Source organism: Parabacteroides caeci (assembly GCF_023656795.1).
GTDB lineage: Bacteria > Bacteroidota > Bacteroidia > Bacteroidales > Tannerellaceae > Parabacteroides > Parabacteroides segnis.
In genome coordinates, this window is the sequence record NZ_JAMOKT010000008.1 from 1 (window position 1) to 18,215 (window position 18,215).

The following is an 18,215-nucleotide window of genomic DNA, read 5'->3' on the forward strand; positions in this document are numbered from 1 at the left end:
TCATAAGCTATATCGTTATTAGTTAATAATGAATTTGATACAATACAAAGTTAACTAAAATGGTATAGCTTTTGTAGTGCTATCTCGTGCTATCCGTCTTTTCCGATTTTAAACATAGGAACTGTTTTATTTGTAATTCGGGTTCTGAACCAAAACGCCATTGTTCTTGTCAATCTCACTTTGCGGTATCGGCCACAAATAAAAACGATCTTCAAATACAGATTTATACAATGGCAATGTCGGCTCGTCAAAGTTATTCATAATTTCTCCAATAATACGCCATCGTTTCAGATCAAAATAGCGATGCCCTTCGAATGCTAATTCTATCCGCCTTTCATGACGTATCTTTTCGCGCATCTGTGTCTGATTCAAACCTGTCGGTAACGGCGGCATATCAACACCTTTACGGGCACGGATACTGTTAATCGCATCATATGCTTTCTGAGTCGGGCCATTCACTTCATTCTCTGCTTCCGCTATAGCCAGCAATATTTCGGCATATCTGAAATGTACCCAGTCCTGATCACTACGCGTATTATACCCGATCGGATACTGCGTCTTGTCGCGGGTTACAAATTTCTTCAGTCCGTAACCGGTCGGCAAAACGCCCGTAACAGGCTGTTCGACATCTCCCATAACCAATTGCTGATAAAAAGTAGACATATCCAAACGGGGATCTCGGTTTTCGATCGGGTTTTCCGGATTATATAACGGATTTTCCGTAGAAAAAGAAGTACCGTCCTTAAACTCAAATTCACTCACCAGGTTCGTCAAAGGAGCACAACGTAACCATGCGCCAAACCATAGATCACTCGTATGCCAATTATTGGGAGCCAGATATTTCGTCGAGAAAATGATCTCCGTATTCGTTTCCTGCCCTGCACCCTGAAAAATACTTTCAAAATCATTACTTAACGAATAGCCTTTTATTTGCTCAGCTACAGTCAGTATATTCCCCATTTTTTCAATATCAGCTTTTCCGTTGTCATTATATGCGTCATATAACATAATTCTGACCTTTAAAGCAAGAGCCGCACCTTTTGTCACTCTTCCGGGTAATTCCAAATAGGTATTGTCCGGCAGCAGCCCAATGGCATCATCCAGATCCGAATAAATCTGTTCTAAGATTTTTGCAGCTTCAACTTTCGGCTGATATTGTGTTTCAAGATCGAGGGGTTCAAGGATCAAAGGAACATCTCCATAACATCTATACAAGAATGAATAATAAAATGCTCTGAGGAAAAGTACCTGTCCTTTATAAAAATCTCTCTCTGTTTCCGATAAGTCGGTATTTTCGTACCGGTCCAATTGATAAAGAAATAAATTCATACGGGTAATCCCGACATACGAACCTTTATATACATCTTGAATTATACCTACAGTTGACGGGTCTATATTCCCTTGGAATACATCAAAAGTGATTCCTTCTCCCACACTATGACAATTATCAACAAAACTATCCCATTGAGGAGTACCGAATGAAAAATAACCATGGCTAAATTTCGTCATTGTCCCGTAACAGGCGGTCAGAGCCATATCCAAATCGCTTTTTTGTTTCCAGAATGTATTCTCCGAAGGTTTGGACGGCGGATTCTTTTCCAGAAAATCATCACATCCGCTCATGATAACAACCAATGCCAGCAGCAAATAATATTTAGCTTTCTTCATAACCATATCGAATTAAAATTGGACGTTAATACCAAATGAACAAATCTTATTTTGCGGATAAGCGACAAAACGACCGTCTTCTTCTCTTTCCGGATCCAATTCCGGATAATTGGTAATTGTCGCCAGATTATCACCGGAGAAGAATATACGTATCCTTTCAACCAACATTTTCCTTGTCAACTCTACAGGAATAGTATAGCCTATTGTCAGATTCTTGAGACGCAAATAAGAAGCATCTTTCAAAAAGTAAGAATTCTTTCTTGTATTCTTGCTACCGCCGAAATCATCAAAATACATTCTCGGATACTTTGCGTTATCCGGATTATCCTCTGTCCAGCGATATTTTACATAATCAATTGTCGGAGCACTACCCTGACGGAATGGCTGTAATCCCCAATCCGTAACATAATGTTTCTTTCCTTCAACACCTTGCAGCAGAAGAGAAACGTCAAATCCCTTCCAACTGGCAGACAAATTAAATGCATACTCAAATTTAGGGAATCGTCCGTCAATCACTACACGGTCATCATTATCTATCACACCGTCATTATTGGCATCACGATATTTCAGGTCGCCCGGCAATGTATTATCATTAAACTGTTTGGGTGAATTTTTCACATCATCCTCATCCCTAAAAATACCAATACAATCCAGCATATAATAAGAATTGTAAGGCAAACCTTCCTGACGCAGATAATGTCCGGATATTTCATCAGTACCAAACTTTGTCACCTTGTTTCTGTTACGATCAAAATAGAAACCTACATTATAATTTAACCCCTTGAAAAGACCGCCTTTAATATTATTTACATACTGCGCATTAATTTCAAAGCCTTTATTCTCCATCTCACCGTTATTTATAACAGGTGCATCCAATCCTAAAGCCCCTGTAACCTGGGCATCCCGGAGAATATTTTTTGTTTTCTTTTTATACCAGTCAAGCGTAACATTAAGACCATTGAATACTGTTGCCTCCAAACCTATATCAGTAACGGTAGTTGTCTCCCATGTTATATTCCGGTTTGCATACTTGGTTTGTGCATAACCGGTCGACAAAGAAGAATTATCAAATGTATAGTTTCCCTCATTTTCCATGACTGCCTGATAAGGGTATATACCAATATTCTGATTACCCAACTGTCCCCAGGAAGCCCTGATCTTCAAACTATTCAACCATGACCAATGCAAATCCTGCATAAACTGTTCTTCTGTCATTCTCCAACCGGCAGAGAAAGAAGGGAATATACCCCATCTGTCGTCAGGATTAATGCGGGAAGAACCATCATAACGAAAGTTAGCCTCAAACAAATAACGCTCTTTATAGTTATAATTGAAACGTCCGAAAATACCCATTAACGACCATTGCTCTAGATTTCCTTCTGCCTCCTGTAATTCTTTCGAACCGGCATCAATCTCTGTCAACGGGAACGGAAAATCTTTTCTATATCCCTTCAGCCAATCATAATCATTTGTTTCTTGGGAATAACCCAATTGCAAACCGAAATTATGATTCTGGTCCTTTGTTGACACATCATACTTCAAATAAGAATACAGATAAGTATAGAATGTATGATAATCATTCGAATTCAGACCTTTTGCACCCACATCCAGTTCATTCATATATTCACCGGAATGATAATTATAAAGTTTTACCAACGGACGCCATTCTTTCTCTCTTTCTGCGATCATGCGAACCGCTCCCTTTGTATGCCAGGACAACCCTTTAACAATATCTATTGTCAACCAGGCCTGTGCATTCACATCATAACTCGTATTTTTACGTAATGCATCATTACCGACCAAAGCAATCACATTCTTGTTATTACTTTCCCACGGATAAGCCTTGTACACCCAAGAACCGTCGGAACGTTGAGGTGCATAAGTAGGTGCCTGTGCAAAAATAGAAGTAAAGCTGCCATCTGTGCCTCCCTCATAAGGACGTTTTCTGTCCCCTCTCATAAATCCCACATACGAACCGAATTTCATCCATTTGGTTATCTGGCTCTGCAGATCTGCCGTAAAATTATACTTCTTATATCCGTGTCCGTCCATTGTTCCGTTTTCATCGGCATAATACATAGATACATTGTATGACATCTTATCCGATCCGCCGGAAACAGCAACATTGTGATTATGTGAGAACGTGCTGTGGATATGTTCTCCCAACCAATCATAATTAGGATATTCCGGATCACCCGGTTTAGCATTTTTATACTGGTCAATAATGTCCTGAGGATACAAACCCGAAGAAATACCGGAATTCGCTTTAGCCTCATTCCATAAATTCATATAATCCACGGAATTGGTAACGACATTCAGCATACGTGTCGGAGAATAAATAGCAAAGTTTCCGGAATAACTGATCGATGTCTTTTTATTTATACCCGTTTTCGTTGTCACCAATACTACACCATTAGCCGCACGCGCACCATATACAGCAGCAGAAGCGGCATCTTTCAATACCGATATGCTTTCTATCGCATTCGGATCGAGATTTGACAGATCTCCCGGAACACCGTTGATCAGCACCAGAGGATCGGAGCCAGCATCGGAATACGTGCCTTGTCCGCGAACCCGCAAACTCACTTTATTATTACCCGACTGTCCGGAACCGTTTACGACACGCAAACCCGGAACTTGCCCCTGTAACATGGAAGTTGCATTGGTAACAGGACGTTTAGTCATCTCTTCCCCTTTCACAACAGAAACAGCACCGGTAAGATTTACCTTTTTCTGAACACCATAACCTACGACAACCACTTCCTCCAGTTTTTGTGTGTCTTCCATCAATCTCACATTTATCATCTTTTGGTTATTCACGGCTATTTCTTTGGATATATATCCGATATAGGAAAATAAAAGGACCGAATTTCCTTTTACGCTTAATGAATAATTGCCGTCGATGTCGGAGATACAACCATTTGTTGTTCCTCTTTCCATCACATTCGCACCGATAATCGGTTCGCCATGTTCATCTGTGATTGTCCCGGTTACCACCAGACTCTCCTTTTCCTGCTTTTTATTCTCGGCAGAAATAACAATATGATTATTTTTAATTACATAGGAGCAATTTGTTCCCTGTAAAATCTGATTTAATGTTTCATCCAGATTTTTATTACCAGTTCCAAGCTCTATCTTCTTATGAATATTCAAAACCGATTCATCATAGTCAACCGACATGTCTGTCTGTTTCTCGATCTCGGCAAACGCTTTTTTGATTGTCAGACTATTTTCGGAAAACGTTATGGTCTGAGACCATATAACCGTAAATTGCGAAAAAAGGAAAAGAAAAAGTATTATTGCTACCCGGAACAAACTATTCAGTTTATTCCATTGTGTTTTCAGGTTTATTTCCATACCTTTGTAAAATTAGATTTTAAAGTTGAATACTATATTATTTACCACCTGTTTCAGGCGATTTATTAATTGGTGTTCACCACGATTTCAAATCCGGGGAGTTCTGATTGGCGTCGTCTTCCCGGGTTCTTTTTTTCATAATGTATCCTCCGTTTTTTAGTTTATGTATATCACATTATCTTTAATCCTGTAATTTAATCCGTTCACCATTTCTTTCAGAATATCCAGTACCTGGTTCAAGCCTTCATCCGGCCGGAATTTCATTGTGAAACTACGTCCTGCAAACTTGCCGGTCTCATAATTGATCGTCACATCGAAACGCCTTTCTATCGTCTTCACGATATAATCGAACGAAGCCCCCTGGAAGGTGAGATATCCGTGTTTCCACTGCATGACTTTGCCGGCATCGACAACTTCTTTGGAAACGGTCCGCAATAAACTGTTATATACGACCTGCTCATCCGGGTGGAGAATGATCGGCTTATCCGCTGTCAGGTCGGTACTTACACGGACCTTCCCTTCCTCCAACGTTGCTACGGTCAACTCCGAATCCGAATAAGCCTCTACATTAAATACCGTCCCCAGCGCCTCCACATCCATATGGCTTGTCTTTACAATGAAAGGTTTTTCCGGATCTTTAGCGACATTAAAACTCGCTTCCCCATTCAGGTAAATAGCACGTTTGTTACCTTCAAACTTTGCGGCATATACCAGTAGCGATCCAGAATTCAGCCATACCACAGAACCATCCGATAAAGTAATTTGCTTTCTCTCGCCGTTCGGCACAAAACATTCCGTCCATTCCGGCTCTATAACCTTCGGCTCGCCCTGCATCACAAACCAGGCACTGGCAGCACCGATCAGAGGTAACAGTAATATGGCGGCAACTCGAAGAGCCTGCTGATACATAGATCGCCTGGCTACCGGACGGGCAACTGCTTCCATACGATGGTGTAACCTGTCCAGTTCCTGTACAGTCCGACCGTCTGCTTCTGCCGGAACCTGTTCCCAAAGTTCCCGCATAGCCTCTTCCTTTTCCTGCTGATGGGTTCCACTGACAAACCACTTCCGGAAAGACATCTGGATTGCATCCGGAAGATCATTTCCGAAGAATTTAGTGATTAATGTATGTATCGTTTTATTCGCCATTTTATCCCCTGTTTATATTGAAGACGAGACAAAGAGCAAGCACACACGGTCAAAAAGGGATTTTTTTCAAAAAAGTAATAAAAAAGTGCCGCGCACGACTTCGCGAAGATCAGCCAACGCCTGACTTACATGGTTTTCAACAGTCCGTTTATTAATTTGCAACTTCTGTGAAATTTCTTCATTCGATAACCCTTCTTTCCGGCTCATCTTAAAAATACGCCGGCGTTGCTCCGGCATTTGTTCGATAGCAATATCGATCAGTATCGATAATTCTTTTGCATAGATATCCTCTTCTATCAGGTCGGTATAAGCAGAGGATGAAGATTGTAGTTTCTGTTCGTAAGATTCTTTTACAAGACTGTGTTCATAATAATCGTAGACCATATTACGAGCCATACGAAATAAATAGGCTTTCAGGGAACTGACCTTAGAAATGCTTTCCCGATTTGTCCAAACCTTGAAGAAAATATCCTGCGCCATATCGCACGCCTCTTCCTCATCCTTAATGAAACCTTTGAGAAAGTTCTTTACCCGCGGATGGTACAACATAAACAAGGCATCGAAGGACTTATGATCCCCCTGCCCCAATTTTTCCAGATATTCAGATTCCCGATCGACCTCTATCATATCGCAAATATAGATATTATTTAAGAACAGATAATATCATACGATATAAAACGTAAATTTACCGGACACAGCATCATTCTTTCGACAAAACTCAAATTATTGATATTCTTATTCCTATCTTTAGCCAATCAAATAACAGCATTTATAAATCTAACACCGGAAAAAATGGATCAATATATAAAAACAATTATCAGTGTAGGCGGCAGTGCGATCATGCTGGTTATGATCGTATGTGTAATATGGTATGTTGTAAAAGATACCTGGAAAGATATTAACAGCGGATCAAAAGACTAACAGACTCCTGTCATGAAAATGAAAAGAAACGGATACTTTCCGTCTTTTACTGAAAACAGTAGACAATAACAGCCATAACGAAACCGCCCAGGCAATCCCTAAAGCGACGATAAACAAAGCCGGATCTGCCACCTGAGTATATAGGCAATACGCTCCGCCAACAAAAAACAGTGTAATAAATAATGCGACCACAATAGTAGCCAGTAGTGTTTTCATAGATACTTTTTTCATATTCCTTCCCCCTTCTTAAAGCGCAAATATAGGAAAAATCATGAAAACTCATCTAACTTTCCACCACAGTATTTACAGTATTTAGCTTCTTCCTCGTGTCCAGTGCGGAAACAATGGGGGCATCTCAATTCGCTCCGCCTCCGGTGTTCCTTGATCATCGTGGCAGAAACGATACCCGTAGGTACAGCAATGATCGTATAACCGATCAGCATCACACAAGCCGAGATAAAACGGCCGACAGGAGTCACTGGGGTTATATCTCCATATCCCACGGTCGTCATGGTTACAATCGCCCAGTAAATACAGTTGGGAATATTATTGAATTGAGTATCGGGTTGCGTACCTTCCACCATAAACATGATCGTACCGATCGAAGTCACCAGGATCAGTACAAAAAAGAAGAAAACAAAAATCTTCCGGCTGCTCAACCGCAGGGACACCAACAGTAAATTCCCCTCCTCCAGAAAGTTAAACAGCTTAAACACACGAAAGACACGGATCAGGCGGAATGTCCGGATAATAAGTAAATAACGTGCACTGGTAAAAAGGAATCCCAGATACAACGGCAAGGTTGCCAGCAAATCGACAATACCGAAAAAGCTGAAAATATATTTCTTCGGCTTCGGCGAACAATAAATACGCACCAGATATTCGAAAGTAAAAAAAGCAGTGAACACATACTCCAGTATCTGAAGCGCCAACCTGAAATGGTCGGAAAAAGTGACCACACTCTCCAGGATGACCACCAGAACACTCATAATGATGAAACCGATCAGAAAGACATCGAATAATTTCCCTTTCGGCGTATCCGATTCAAAAATGATCACATACAATTTCTCCTTCAACTCTTTATTGTGAAGAAAGGTATTTATCTTATTTTTAAAAACCTTCCAAAGACCTGTTTTCTTCTCTTCCATAATAACCCCGTGTTTGAATACAAAAATAAAAAATATTACTTACATTAGCCCAATGAATAAAATCAAGTACTGCCATGAATAAATACTTTTTCATATCACTTCTCTGTATGTTACTACTCTCTTGTAACAAACAAAACAGCAAAACGGAACAGAAAATTTTGCAGGTAGAACTCTCTCCCAAAGATCTGGTAGCCTCCACCCTGTTCAAAAAGATAGAAGTGATCCCTTTGGAAACAAACGAACAATGCCTGCTCAAAACGATCGGACGAGTGATCGAAGCTGGTAACAAATATTATATTCTCGATGATGACAGGGAGATGGGCATACTTTTCTGTTTTGATAAACAAGGCAAATTTCTATCTAAAATAGACAAGACCGGTAACGGTCCGGGTGAATATAATATGATCTATGAAGTCATTGTCAATTCGGAAGAGAACCTTATTCATATGTTAAGTCCGATGGGAGCCATACACACTTATACAACAGACGGGCAATTCATAAAAAGGCACCTGCTGCCAGGAGGCGGAGGACAGACGGATATGATAGAAATCGACAAAGGGCTGATTGCTTACTGGACTCTGACAACAGCGGGCGATCCGACAGAAAACTTAATCACATTCTATGATACAAACACAGAGGAAATAGCCGGCGGTTTCTGGAAAACGACAGATGACAATTTTATGACCAACATGTGCATCGATGTTTTTTACAAATATAACAATGAAAATTACTTTTCCACTCAATATTCCAATGAGGTATACCGGTTCACGAAAGAGGCCGTAGAATTAGCATATAAATGGGACTTCGGTTCCGGCAATATCAATCTTGAGCCCTTTAAGGAAAGGATAAAAGAAGATCCCAATGTATTTCCTCAATTGGTAGATTCACACGAAGTTCCCTACTTTTTCTTCCGGCAGTTTCAAAACAAAGACTATTATTACACAGTCCTGAACACCTGGAACATAGATAAATGGCGCAATGTTTTCTACCGCAAAAAAGATGGAAAATCCTTTGTTTTCGACACGCTGGAAGGAGGCGCAAAGGTCAAGAAAACAAGTCTTTTCACCGATGAATATATGATCAGCATCGTTTCACCGGAGGAGATCGGGACATTGCATAATATTCTTTCGCCGGAAGAGTTCAGTAAAGTAAAAAATTTACAGGAAGACGATAATCTCTGTCTGGTAAAATACTATTTCAAATAATCTTCTATCCGTAAAACCAGTAGTAATCCGACAATATTGACGCATTATTTCTTACTTTTGCGCCAATTTATTATTTCTAAATTCTTAATTACACCATGAAAAAAACGATCCTTATTGCACTATGTCTCTTTTCGGGATTCATAGCAAATGCACAACATGTAATCCGGATTGCCCCGGAAAACGGAGATATGACAAAGAAAATCCAGGCTGCAATCGAACAGGCCCGGAGTTATAACGGGAAAGCGGTTGTCATCAAACTGCAAAATGCAGATTATAACCTCCATCGCGAAAGTTCGTCACAGATCCTTTACCATATCTCCAATACGGCCTCCGAAAAAGAAAACCCCGATCAGACAAAACATATCGGTTTGTGGTTGAAAGACCTGAAAAACGTGACAATAGACGGCCAGGGAGCCCGTTTCGTCACCCATGGCGAAATGAGCAGCTTCGTAATCGACCAGTGCGAAAATATCACTCTACGGGACTTTACCGTTACAGCTTCCGACCCCACCGTCCCGGAACTGACCGTTACGGAAGTGGGCGAAAATTTTATGACCGTACGCATCCACCCGCAATCACGCTACACCATCAAAGACGGGCATTTTGCTTTTGTCGGTGACAACTGGGAACTATCCGGAGGTATCGCTCAAAGCTATGACAAAGAAAAAGATATAACCTGGCGCAGCTGGTCGCCGCTTTCCGGCCTTCGCAAGGCAATAGAGCTGGACACCAACCTGCTCCGTTTCGTATATGACACCCCGCCACAGGCCAAACAAGGTACGGTATTCCAGATGCGTGACGGTATCCGTGACCAGGCTTGCGGACTTATCCAATATAGTAAAAACGTCACTTTGGAAGGGGTACATCTGGCATTCCTGGGTAACTTCGGCATTGTCGGGCAAATGACAGAAAATATCACTTACCGGAATCTGACATTCGAACCGGAAGCCGGAAGCGGACGTACCTGTGCCGGTTTTGCCGATTTCGTACAGATGTCAGGCTGCAAAGGTAAGATCACGATCGAAAACTCCCGTTTCCTCGGAGCACACGACGATCCAATCAATATACACGGAACCCATCTGGCTGTCACCGGCTACCCGGCCCCCAACCAGGTATCAGTAAAATACATGCACCCGCAGACATATGGCTTCCAATCGTTCCTTCCCGGCAACCAGATCGAATTTATCGATGCCCATTCGCTGATGAGCCTTGCACCGGCAAAGGTAAAAAAGGCGGAAATGAAAAATGAACGGGAAATACTTATAACCCTCGACAGAAATATCCCCCAAACGATCCGGGATAAAAAAGAACTGGTCGTTGAAAACGTAACCTATACACCGGAAGTCCTCATTCGCAATAACTATTTTGCCCGCATACCGACACGCGGAATCCTTGTTTCGACCCGTCGCAAGGTATTGATAGAGAACAACACCTTCTTTCGTATGCAAATGAGTGGTATCCTGATAGCCGACGATGCCCGCAGTTGGTTCGAATCAGGTATGGTACGCGATGTAACCATCCGCAACAACAATTTCATGGAATGCGGCGGACCGGTCATCCTCATTTCTCCGGAAAACGACCGCAACGAAGGCTATGTTCACCGTAACATCGCCATAACGAACAACCGTTTCCAATTGACAGGCACAAACGCTATCTTCGCCAAATCAGTCGACGGATTAAAAATCACGGACAACCTGTTCCTGTCCCCTACTCCTGCCGAAATATCGAATCTGATAAAGACACAGGATTGCGAAAATGTTTTCATGGAAGGAAATATCGTTCAATAACGGTGAAAGACCCGGCGAAGTACCAACTGCTGAACCGATTTACCGACAACAATCAGGGTGACCGCAACAATCACCAGAAACATACCGACAATCAACCGGGGAGTCAAGTGCTCCCCGAATACGGTAACCCCGATCGTAACAGCTGTCACCGGCTCCAAAGCGCCTAATATAGCTGTCGGGGTAGAACCTATATAATGAACGGACAGAGCCATCGTCACCAGGGAGATTACCGTCGGAATGATAGCCAGAGCGATTGCGATTCCCCACATATAGGGAGTCGTCAGCATTTGCAGTCCCGAGCCGAAGTCTGAATGTACAATAATCGTCAATGCACAGAACAGCAAGACATAGAAAGTCAGCTTTATCGGCGACATCGTTTTCAGTACGGACCGGTTAACCGTCACTATATAAACGGCATAGGTCAACGAGGAAAGCATAACCAGCAGGATGCCGATCATACTCAACGCATGCCCTCCGTCTCCCTGACAGAGCAACGCGATACCGGTAAAAGCCAGCAAAATGGAAAAAACAACCAATAAAGAAACCTTCTCCTTGAAAAACACCGCCATGATCACCGCCACCATCACCGGATAGACAAACAGGATTGTGGAGGCAATACCTGCATCCATATAATGAAAACTGGAAAACAGGGAAAGAGAAGAGATGGCAAACAAAACACCTAGAACGGCCAGCGAAGCCAGTTCCGTCTTATTCACCCGGAAAGAGATTCCTTTCGCCATCATCATCAGCCCCAGGATCACCGCCGCAAGCACATAGCGATAGAACAACACTGAATCGACATTCACCCCCACTTCATAAAGAAGTAATGCGCACAACGGATTGATACCATAGCTCACAGCTGAAACAATCCCGAAAACGGTTCCTTTTGCCTTCATTTTTCCAATACTATTACCGGGGTGCAAAAATAGATAATTTGCAGGGATTAATAACTGAAAAAAATCTTTTTTATCCTCATGCAACTTTTTGCTATCCGGTTTCATTATAATAGTAATGAAGCATCTTTAACGATCAACAAACAAATTCAACGTATGAACAAAATTCTATTTTTAGCGCTCACACTCTTTTTAGCATTAACAGCCTGTACAGACGATCAGACAGAACTGCTGACAATCGCCTCAGAAACCCGTATCGGAATAGGGGAAGGTCCCATAAACTGTTACCTGGTAAAAACCGGAGATAGCAAAAACTGGGAATTTATGTACTCTCCGATCGAAGGTTTCGAATACGAAGAAGGTTACGAATACGTTATCGAAGTCAAAACTGAAAATATAGACAATCCCCCCATCGACGGATCCAGCATAAAATACATCCTAACCAAAATAATATCCAAAACCAAAAAGAACTCGACCGGATTACCGGAACAACGGGTATGGAATTAACTGTATAATAACTAAAACAAGAAATCAACAAAATGTTCCGAGGATTCGGAACACTTTGTTGATTCAATATCTCATAAATAAACTACAATTCATCTATTTCTTCGACAGACAGACCGGTACATTGAGCGATTGTTTCGACATTAACCCCCTGCTTTTTAAAATTTGCAGCAATCTGGCGTTGTTCTTCTGCTTTTCCTTTTTTCAAACCTTTCATTTCAGCCTCTTCCACCGCATATTCCAGTGTATTGCGCCAGTCGCGATAAATCTTCAGGTTCTCATCGTAAACTGCCCGTTCGTGAGAAGTCATTGCATTCAGGTTTGCTACGTCGAGCAGGCGTTTGAAAGCATCGTTTTTCTCCTTAAACGGAGACATATCAAATAAATTCATATTCTTCAATATATAAACCATATTTTCAAGAGGCGTTTTGCATTCCTCTTCTCTTAGATTGAACAGATCGAACGACAGATAAATCTGTTTCAGTTTGACCTCACCAAAAGTTTTACCTGTCGCCTCATTGGCCAGCACCACATCGGTGCGCCAACTCTGAAATTCAGGCAGACTAAAGTTCAACAGGTAGATGCCATATACCGGAAGCAAGCTATACTTCCAGTCAGCTCCGCTCTCTCCCTGACGGGAGATCATTCGACAAATGTAATAAAATCCGCGGTTAAAGAAATAATGTTGGGGACAATTCTGCATTTCAAGTACAAATTTGCTCCCATCCACATCTTCACAAAGGAGATCGAAGATCACCGTACGCTGTTCTATTACTTCCGGTTGGATTTCTTTATCGAGATAGGTCAGGTCTTTCACCTGACGTTCGCCCTCGAGCGTGGCATTAATAAAATCGATTGCTACTTGCTTTTCACCGAAAACGGTCTTGAAGCCCTTGTCGAGCATGATGTTCACATACTTTTCCATAAGTCAATAGTTTTAGTTGTTTTATTACCCGATAATAGGTAACAGGGCAAATGTAGGAAATATTTTATTTAATCCAACCGCAGAAGAAGATTATTTGATTCAAATGATAGAAATAATTGAGCTATCTGCTAATTATAGGATGAACCAATTAGTGACAGTGTCTTCAGGCTGTAGGCCTGTAACAAATTAGCCCAAGGTTCGAACCCTGGGTTCCCTTGAATCCTTCTCTTTCTGAGGCACCCTGTAGGGGTGCGACAAGATTGAAAGGGCTGATATTTATCTTGTCCCGCCCCTACAGGGCGGAAAAGCAGGAGCGGGTTTTCATAAACCCAGGGTTCTAACCCTGGGCTGGTTTGTTAAAGCCTTATAGGCTTACATTAACATCGTAAAGGCGGTTCACAAACCGCCCCTACCAACGCACAACATTCATATCTGATAAATTCTGAACCATATCATAAATTCAAAACAGTTCTTAAAAAATCAGAATTCCCCGTCAAAACTACGAATATTTCGTAATTATATCTATATTTACGACATCAAACATTCTAAATCGGGACTTGTATGAAAAAGCAATATCTCAAAAGTATTTTTCTGTTAGGAATCCTATGCACTGTCCTATCTTGTGGAGAAAATGCTAATCAGGCAGATGCACTGTCCGATAAAACGTATATTATTAACATTCCGGAAGACTTAAGCAATATTTCTCATCTTGATTCTGTTTTTTCCGACATAACATTTATCCCTCTGGAGACCAGAGAAGAATGTTTGATCTCCTATATTTTTACTATTAAGATAGCAGACTCGCTCATTTATATCAACAATAACAGAAAACAGTTATTAGTCTTTGAAAAAAACGGTAAATTCAAATACCAAATTGGAAGTCAGGGAGAAGGTCCCGGAGAATACCTCGAAATAAACGATTATATAATAAATAAAGACAACATAGAACTGCTGGATTTCAAAAAAATATTGACCTACTCTCTTACCGGTGAATATTTAGAAACAAAAAATTTTGACCTACTGAATGACACAGTCTATTGTAATGCAGAAGATTTTTGCCACTCCCCGTTAGGAGGGTATTATTTCTGGGGAGGAACATCCGGTAAATTTGGGGTGCCTATGCCTCCTGGGGTGAACAACTCATCATGCCTATCGAAGCTAGTTGGCTACAAATCGAACTCGCCCGAATCTCTCCTGAATACATAAACAAATTAAATATAGGACATTACAAAAACATGGACGAATTTAATAATCCTATTTTAGTACTCTATAAACTAAAAAAATAATAGAACAGTTATGAACACAGCCGCTTGTTTATTTAATTCTCCCTATAAGGTCTCCCTCTCATTATTGATCGTACTATGTTTGAGTTGCACCTCAAATGCAGATACGGAAATATACCAGAAGAGACGGGATAATGCAATCACTGTAAAAGATAAGGTAAAAGAGATAATGATCGAAGATGTACTGATTGGACGGGTTACCCGACCTTATCTTATCGACAAATATCTAATTATAGTCGATCACAGTTCATACGACCGCTTTATTCATCTATTTGACAAGAATGACTTCCATTATATCACCAGCACAGCTTATAAAGGACAAGGTCCTGGTGAAATTACCATGCCGGGACATGTAGGTATCGACGAAGCCCAGCGTACATTTTATGTCTCGGATCATGGCAAACAAAAGATATTCAGTTATAACCTGGACAGCGTTCTGGCAAATCCATTCTATATCCCGAATATAAAAGCCGATATAAAAATCGGGTTATTTCCTGATACGTACCGATATATAAACGACACATTATGTATCGGACGTATCATAGAGCCTATAGGCACTAATGATTTCAAATCACTTGTTGCCAAATGGAACATGCAGACAGGAGAAATCCAGCCAATGAAATACGAACACCCTGATATAAATAAGAAGCGTATCACAGCAGATGTCTCCCCTGAATATGGATTATATGTCGAATGTTATTCCCGTTACGACCTAATGACTATTTGTGACTTGAACGGAAATTTAAAATACAATATATACGGCCCTAAATGGGAAAAAGAAACAACGCAAACAGCACATTACAGCCAACCCGTCTTCTGTGGAAACAAAATCATCGCAGGTTATTCGGGAGGAGACCACCGTACGGATGCCTATTACCCAACCAAGCTACTCGTCTTCGACCTCAACGGCAACTATATCCAAACACTGGAAACTGAATATAAAATATCCAGTTTCTGCTATGACCGGGAAAATAACCGGATCATTCTGTGCATGGATGATGAGATACAATTCGGTTATCTGGATTTGGATGGGATTATTGAATAATCAAAATCCCTATACCAGTTACCTGCCCTCTCCAAATTCATCAATTATAATTGACAAAACACAAATTCAAAGCCATTTTATCAATTATAATTGACAAAATTAGTATATTTGCAAAAAGCATCCATTATGATTGATAAAACTCACTTCAAACGGGAATATATAAAACGCCCTGTTTATACAGAACGTATAAAGCCCTTTTTAGGGAAAGATATTATAAAAATCCTGGTAGGACAACGCCGGGTAGGGAAAAGCTATATTATGTATCAGCTAATGGATTATATAGAAAATACTTTTCCGGATTCGCATATCATTTATATAAACCGGGAACTGAAGCCTCATGAGTTCATTCAAACAGATGATGACTTATACCAGTACGCACATTCAAACTTGCAGGAAGGTAAAAAAAATTTTCTATTTATTGATGAAGTACAGGAAATACAACGCTTTGAATATGCTTTAAGAAGTCTTCTGGCAGAAGGTGTTTGCGATATCACCTGTACGGGAAGCAATGCCTCCATGTTGTCCGGAGAACTAGCTACACATTTAGCCGGAAGATACATTGAATTCCCTATCCACAGCCTCGGATATGAAGAATTTCTTCGTTTTTTCAATTTGGATGACAACAATCAAAGTCTTTATAAATTCCTGACAATCGGAGGTATGCCCTATCTGAGAGTAATAGGAACAGAGGAAGCATACGCTTTTGAATATTTACGGAATGTATATTCGACCATCTTGCTGAAAGATGTCGTCGCCCGTGAAAACATTCGGAACGTTTCATTTTTGAACGACCTCGTTGAATACTTGGCCGATAATATAGGGAATCTATTTTCAGCTTCCAATATATCCAAATACCTCAAATCCCAACGAACGACCGTGTCAACCCAAACGGTTCTGAACTATCTGAATCCATTACTCAACGCTTTTTTTATACACAAAGTATCCCGGCTGGATATCAATGGACTAAAAATTTTTGAGATCGGAGACAAATATTATTTTGAAGACTTAGGACTGCGGAATGTAATCAGAGGTTGCGATTTGAATAAAGACATTCAGAAACTATTGGAAAATGCAGTGTATTTACATCTACTATGCTCCGGTTATGACGTAAAAGTAGGTCAGCAAGGCAATTATGAAATTGATTTTGTTGGAATAAAAAACGGAAGCCGCATATACATACAAGTTGCTTATCTAATTCTTGACGAAAAAACGAGGGAAAGAGAATTCGGTAATTTAATGAATATTCCAGACCATTACCCTAAATATGTTATCAGCATGGATGAATTCAATGCCGGTACAAACGACAAAGGTATCAAACAGTTACATGTACGCGATTTTCTAAAAATGGAAATCTGAGGCATAGAGCTGTACAAAATATCTTATATGGAGAAAGTTTTATCTATTCTTTTCTGTATGATGATATACTATATATTTTATTAGAGAAGATGGATTATACATAAGTTGCAGTCATTTCAAAAATCCTAATTATGATGATAATACCCTTTGTTTTCAGAAGATAGAGTTAATAAAAGTAGAATAAAATCTAACAAAAACAACTAGTTTGCTTTGTATATAAAGCAAACTTTAGCAATATTTGCACTATATACAGTGCTTGATTATGGAAAAGCGGGTTATAAAAGCTATTATCGCGGAATAACTTTTACTGATACATATATATCTTTTATTATGAACTCAGGACTCTTTTCTAAAAAAGTTTCCATTCAAATTTGCGTTTGATATATATTGAACGAATAAAACACATATATGCTCTTTTCGTTTGACAATTGAGTTCCTTTCGTTTGATATATATTAAACGAATGGTTGTTTAGGCAGTTTTTGGTAAAACTATCGTAACTTTTCAGTGAATGATAAGCTGCTTCCGGTTTTTCATTCCTTACATAAGATGGAATGCAATCCATTATTAATATTAAACATCTTATTTTTTATAGTACCCCCCTGTTTTACGGGCTCCCACATACACCACCAATCCCTTTTCTTTCAAAGATTTGATATAACGTTCCGTCGTTGCAATACCTTTATTGATATATTTGGATATATCTTTCACTTTAATTCCAGGATTCTTTTCTAAGAAAGTAAGAATAAGAGTTTCTATTTCATTTATTCCCTCATTATATGGCCGTTCAATAACAGATATGAATTGTACACCATCAAAATCATTGATAAACATTAAATTTGGTTCCTCTTTTAATGCACGTATAATCCCTGAACCTAAACCACGATAAGGCATTGTTTTTGCACAAAAATTAGCAATAAATGAATTACGGACAACAGTATTCCCAAACTTTAATAATAAATTCAATATCTTTGTA

16 protein-coding genes are annotated in these 18,215 nt (G+C 40.1%); 7 read left to right on the plus strand and 9 right to left on the minus strand.

Translation table 11 applies throughout. The annotated features are described in order from the left end of the window. Nucleotides 1-126: 126 nt before the first annotated feature. The 4 genes from NBH15_RS05725 to NBH15_RS05740 all read right to left on the minus strand — a co-directional run bounded on the left by NBH15_RS05725 (nucleotide 127) and on the right by NBH15_RS05740 (nucleotide 6,801). Nucleotides 127-1,668, minus strand: coding sequence for a RagB/SusD family nutrient uptake outer membrane protein (locus NBH15_RS05725; protein WP_122328087.1), 1,542 nt, complete (start codon nucleotides 1,666-1,668; stop codon nucleotides 127-129). Between the two features lie 12 nt (nucleotides 1,669-1,680). Continuing rightward, the gene (locus NBH15_RS05730; RefSeq protein WP_250822171.1) at nucleotides 1,681-5,025 is read right to left on the minus strand and encodes a TonB-dependent receptor; all 3,345 of its coding nucleotides are present in this window, start codon (nucleotides 5,023-5,025) and stop codon (nucleotides 1,681-1,683) included. A gap of 156 nt (nucleotides 5,026-5,181) precedes the next feature. Continuing rightward, the gene (locus NBH15_RS05735; RefSeq protein ID WP_128135085.1) at nucleotides 5,182-6,174 is read right to left on the minus strand and encodes a FecR family protein; all 993 of its coding nucleotides are present in this window, start codon (nucleotides 6,172-6,174) and stop codon (nucleotides 5,182-5,184) included. 66 nt (nucleotides 6,175-6,240) lie between these two features. Next, nucleotides 6,241-6,801 carry an RNA polymerase sigma-70 factor gene (locus NBH15_RS05740; RefSeq protein ID WP_244050317.1) on the minus strand — a complete coding sequence of 187 codons (561 nt, stop codon included), beginning with the start codon at nucleotides 6,799-6,801 and terminating at the stop codon, nucleotides 6,241-6,243. 165 nt (nucleotides 6,802-6,966) lie between these two features. On the opposite strand from NBH15_RS05740, the gene NBH15_RS29210 reads away from it, so the two are divergent. Then, a complete protein-coding gene (locus NBH15_RS29210; protein ID WP_255419985.1) occupies nucleotides 6,967-7,095 on the plus strand; it encodes a hypothetical protein in 129 nt (42 codons plus the stop codon). On the opposite strand, the gene NBH15_RS05745 is transcribed toward NBH15_RS29210, so the two are convergent. Beyond that, nucleotides 7,084-7,326 (minus strand): hypothetical protein, encoded by a 243-nt coding sequence (locus NBH15_RS05745; RefSeq protein WP_250822172.1) that lies wholly within the window; start codon nucleotides 7,324-7,326, stop codon nucleotides 7,084-7,086. The genes NBH15_RS29210 and NBH15_RS05745 overlap by 12 nt on opposite strands. A gap of 38 nt (nucleotides 7,327-7,364) precedes the next feature. Beyond that, nucleotides 7,365-8,243: an ion transporter gene (locus NBH15_RS05750; RefSeq protein WP_128135088.1), complete on the minus strand. Its 879-nt coding sequence runs from the start codon at nucleotides 8,241-8,243 to the stop codon at nucleotides 7,365-7,367. Nucleotides 8,244-8,350: 107 nt separating this feature from the next. Here NBH15_RS05750 and NBH15_RS05755 point away from each other — a divergent pair, with 107 nt between their 5' ends. After that, complete coding sequence (locus NBH15_RS05755) at nucleotides 8,351-9,448, plus strand: DUF4934 domain-containing protein (RefSeq protein WP_250822173.1); 1,098 nt, start codon at nucleotides 8,351-8,353, stop codon at nucleotides 9,446-9,448. 95 nt (nucleotides 9,449-9,543) lie between these two features. Next, the gene (locus tag NBH15_RS05760) at nucleotides 9,544-11,235 is read left to right on the plus strand and encodes a right-handed parallel beta-helix repeat-containing protein (RefSeq protein ID WP_250822174.1); all 1,692 of its coding nucleotides are present in this window, start codon (nucleotides 9,544-9,546) and stop codon (nucleotides 11,233-11,235) included. On the opposite strand, the gene NBH15_RS05765 is transcribed toward NBH15_RS05760, so the two are convergent. Further along, nucleotides 11,229-12,131, minus strand: coding sequence for an EamA family transporter (locus NBH15_RS05765; protein WP_284706457.1), 903 nt, complete (start codon nucleotides 12,129-12,131; stop codon nucleotides 11,229-11,231). The genes NBH15_RS05760 and NBH15_RS05765 overlap by 7 nt on opposite strands. A gap of 153 nt (nucleotides 12,132-12,284) precedes the next feature. Here NBH15_RS05765 and NBH15_RS05770 point away from each other — a divergent pair, with 153 nt between their 5' ends. After that, entirely contained in the window at nucleotides 12,285-12,635 is a 351-nt protein-coding gene (locus NBH15_RS05770; protein ID WP_250822175.1) for a DUF4377 domain-containing protein, read from the plus strand. Between the two features lie 82 nt (nucleotides 12,636-12,717). On the opposite strand, the gene NBH15_RS05775 is transcribed toward NBH15_RS05770, so the two are convergent. Beyond that, complete coding sequence (locus NBH15_RS05775; RefSeq protein WP_250822176.1) at nucleotides 12,718-13,557, minus strand: Rpn family recombination-promoting nuclease/putative transposase; 840 nt, start codon at nucleotides 13,555-13,557, stop codon at nucleotides 12,718-12,720. A gap of 561 nt (nucleotides 13,558-14,118) precedes the next feature. Here NBH15_RS05775 and NBH15_RS05780 point away from each other — a divergent pair. From NBH15_RS05780 to NBH15_RS05790, 3 genes are all read left to right on the plus strand, one after another. Next, complete coding sequence (locus NBH15_RS05780; RefSeq protein ID WP_128135633.1) at nucleotides 14,119-14,763, plus strand: 6-bladed beta-propeller; 645 nt, start codon at nucleotides 14,119-14,121, stop codon at nucleotides 14,761-14,763. Nucleotides 14,764-14,853: 90 nt separating this feature from the next. Continuing rightward, nucleotides 14,854-15,885, plus strand: a complete 1,032-nt coding sequence (locus NBH15_RS05785; protein ID WP_250822177.1) for a 6-bladed beta-propeller — start codon at nucleotides 14,854-14,856, stop codon at nucleotides 15,883-15,885. Between the two features lie 126 nt (nucleotides 15,886-16,011). Next, nucleotides 16,012-17,241 carry an ATP-binding protein gene (locus NBH15_RS05790; protein WP_128135631.1) on the plus strand — a complete coding sequence of 410 codons (1,230 nt, stop codon included), beginning with the start codon at nucleotides 16,012-16,014 and terminating at the stop codon, nucleotides 17,239-17,241. 580 nt (nucleotides 17,242-17,821) lie between these two features. On the opposite strand, the gene NBH15_RS05795 is transcribed toward NBH15_RS05790, so the two are convergent. Then, nucleotides 17,822-18,205, minus strand: a complete 384-nt coding sequence (locus NBH15_RS05795) for a winged helix-turn-helix transcriptional regulator (RefSeq protein ID WP_250822178.1) — start codon at nucleotides 18,203-18,205, stop codon at nucleotides 17,822-17,824. Between the last annotated feature and the right edge of the window lie 10 nt (nucleotides 18,206-18,215).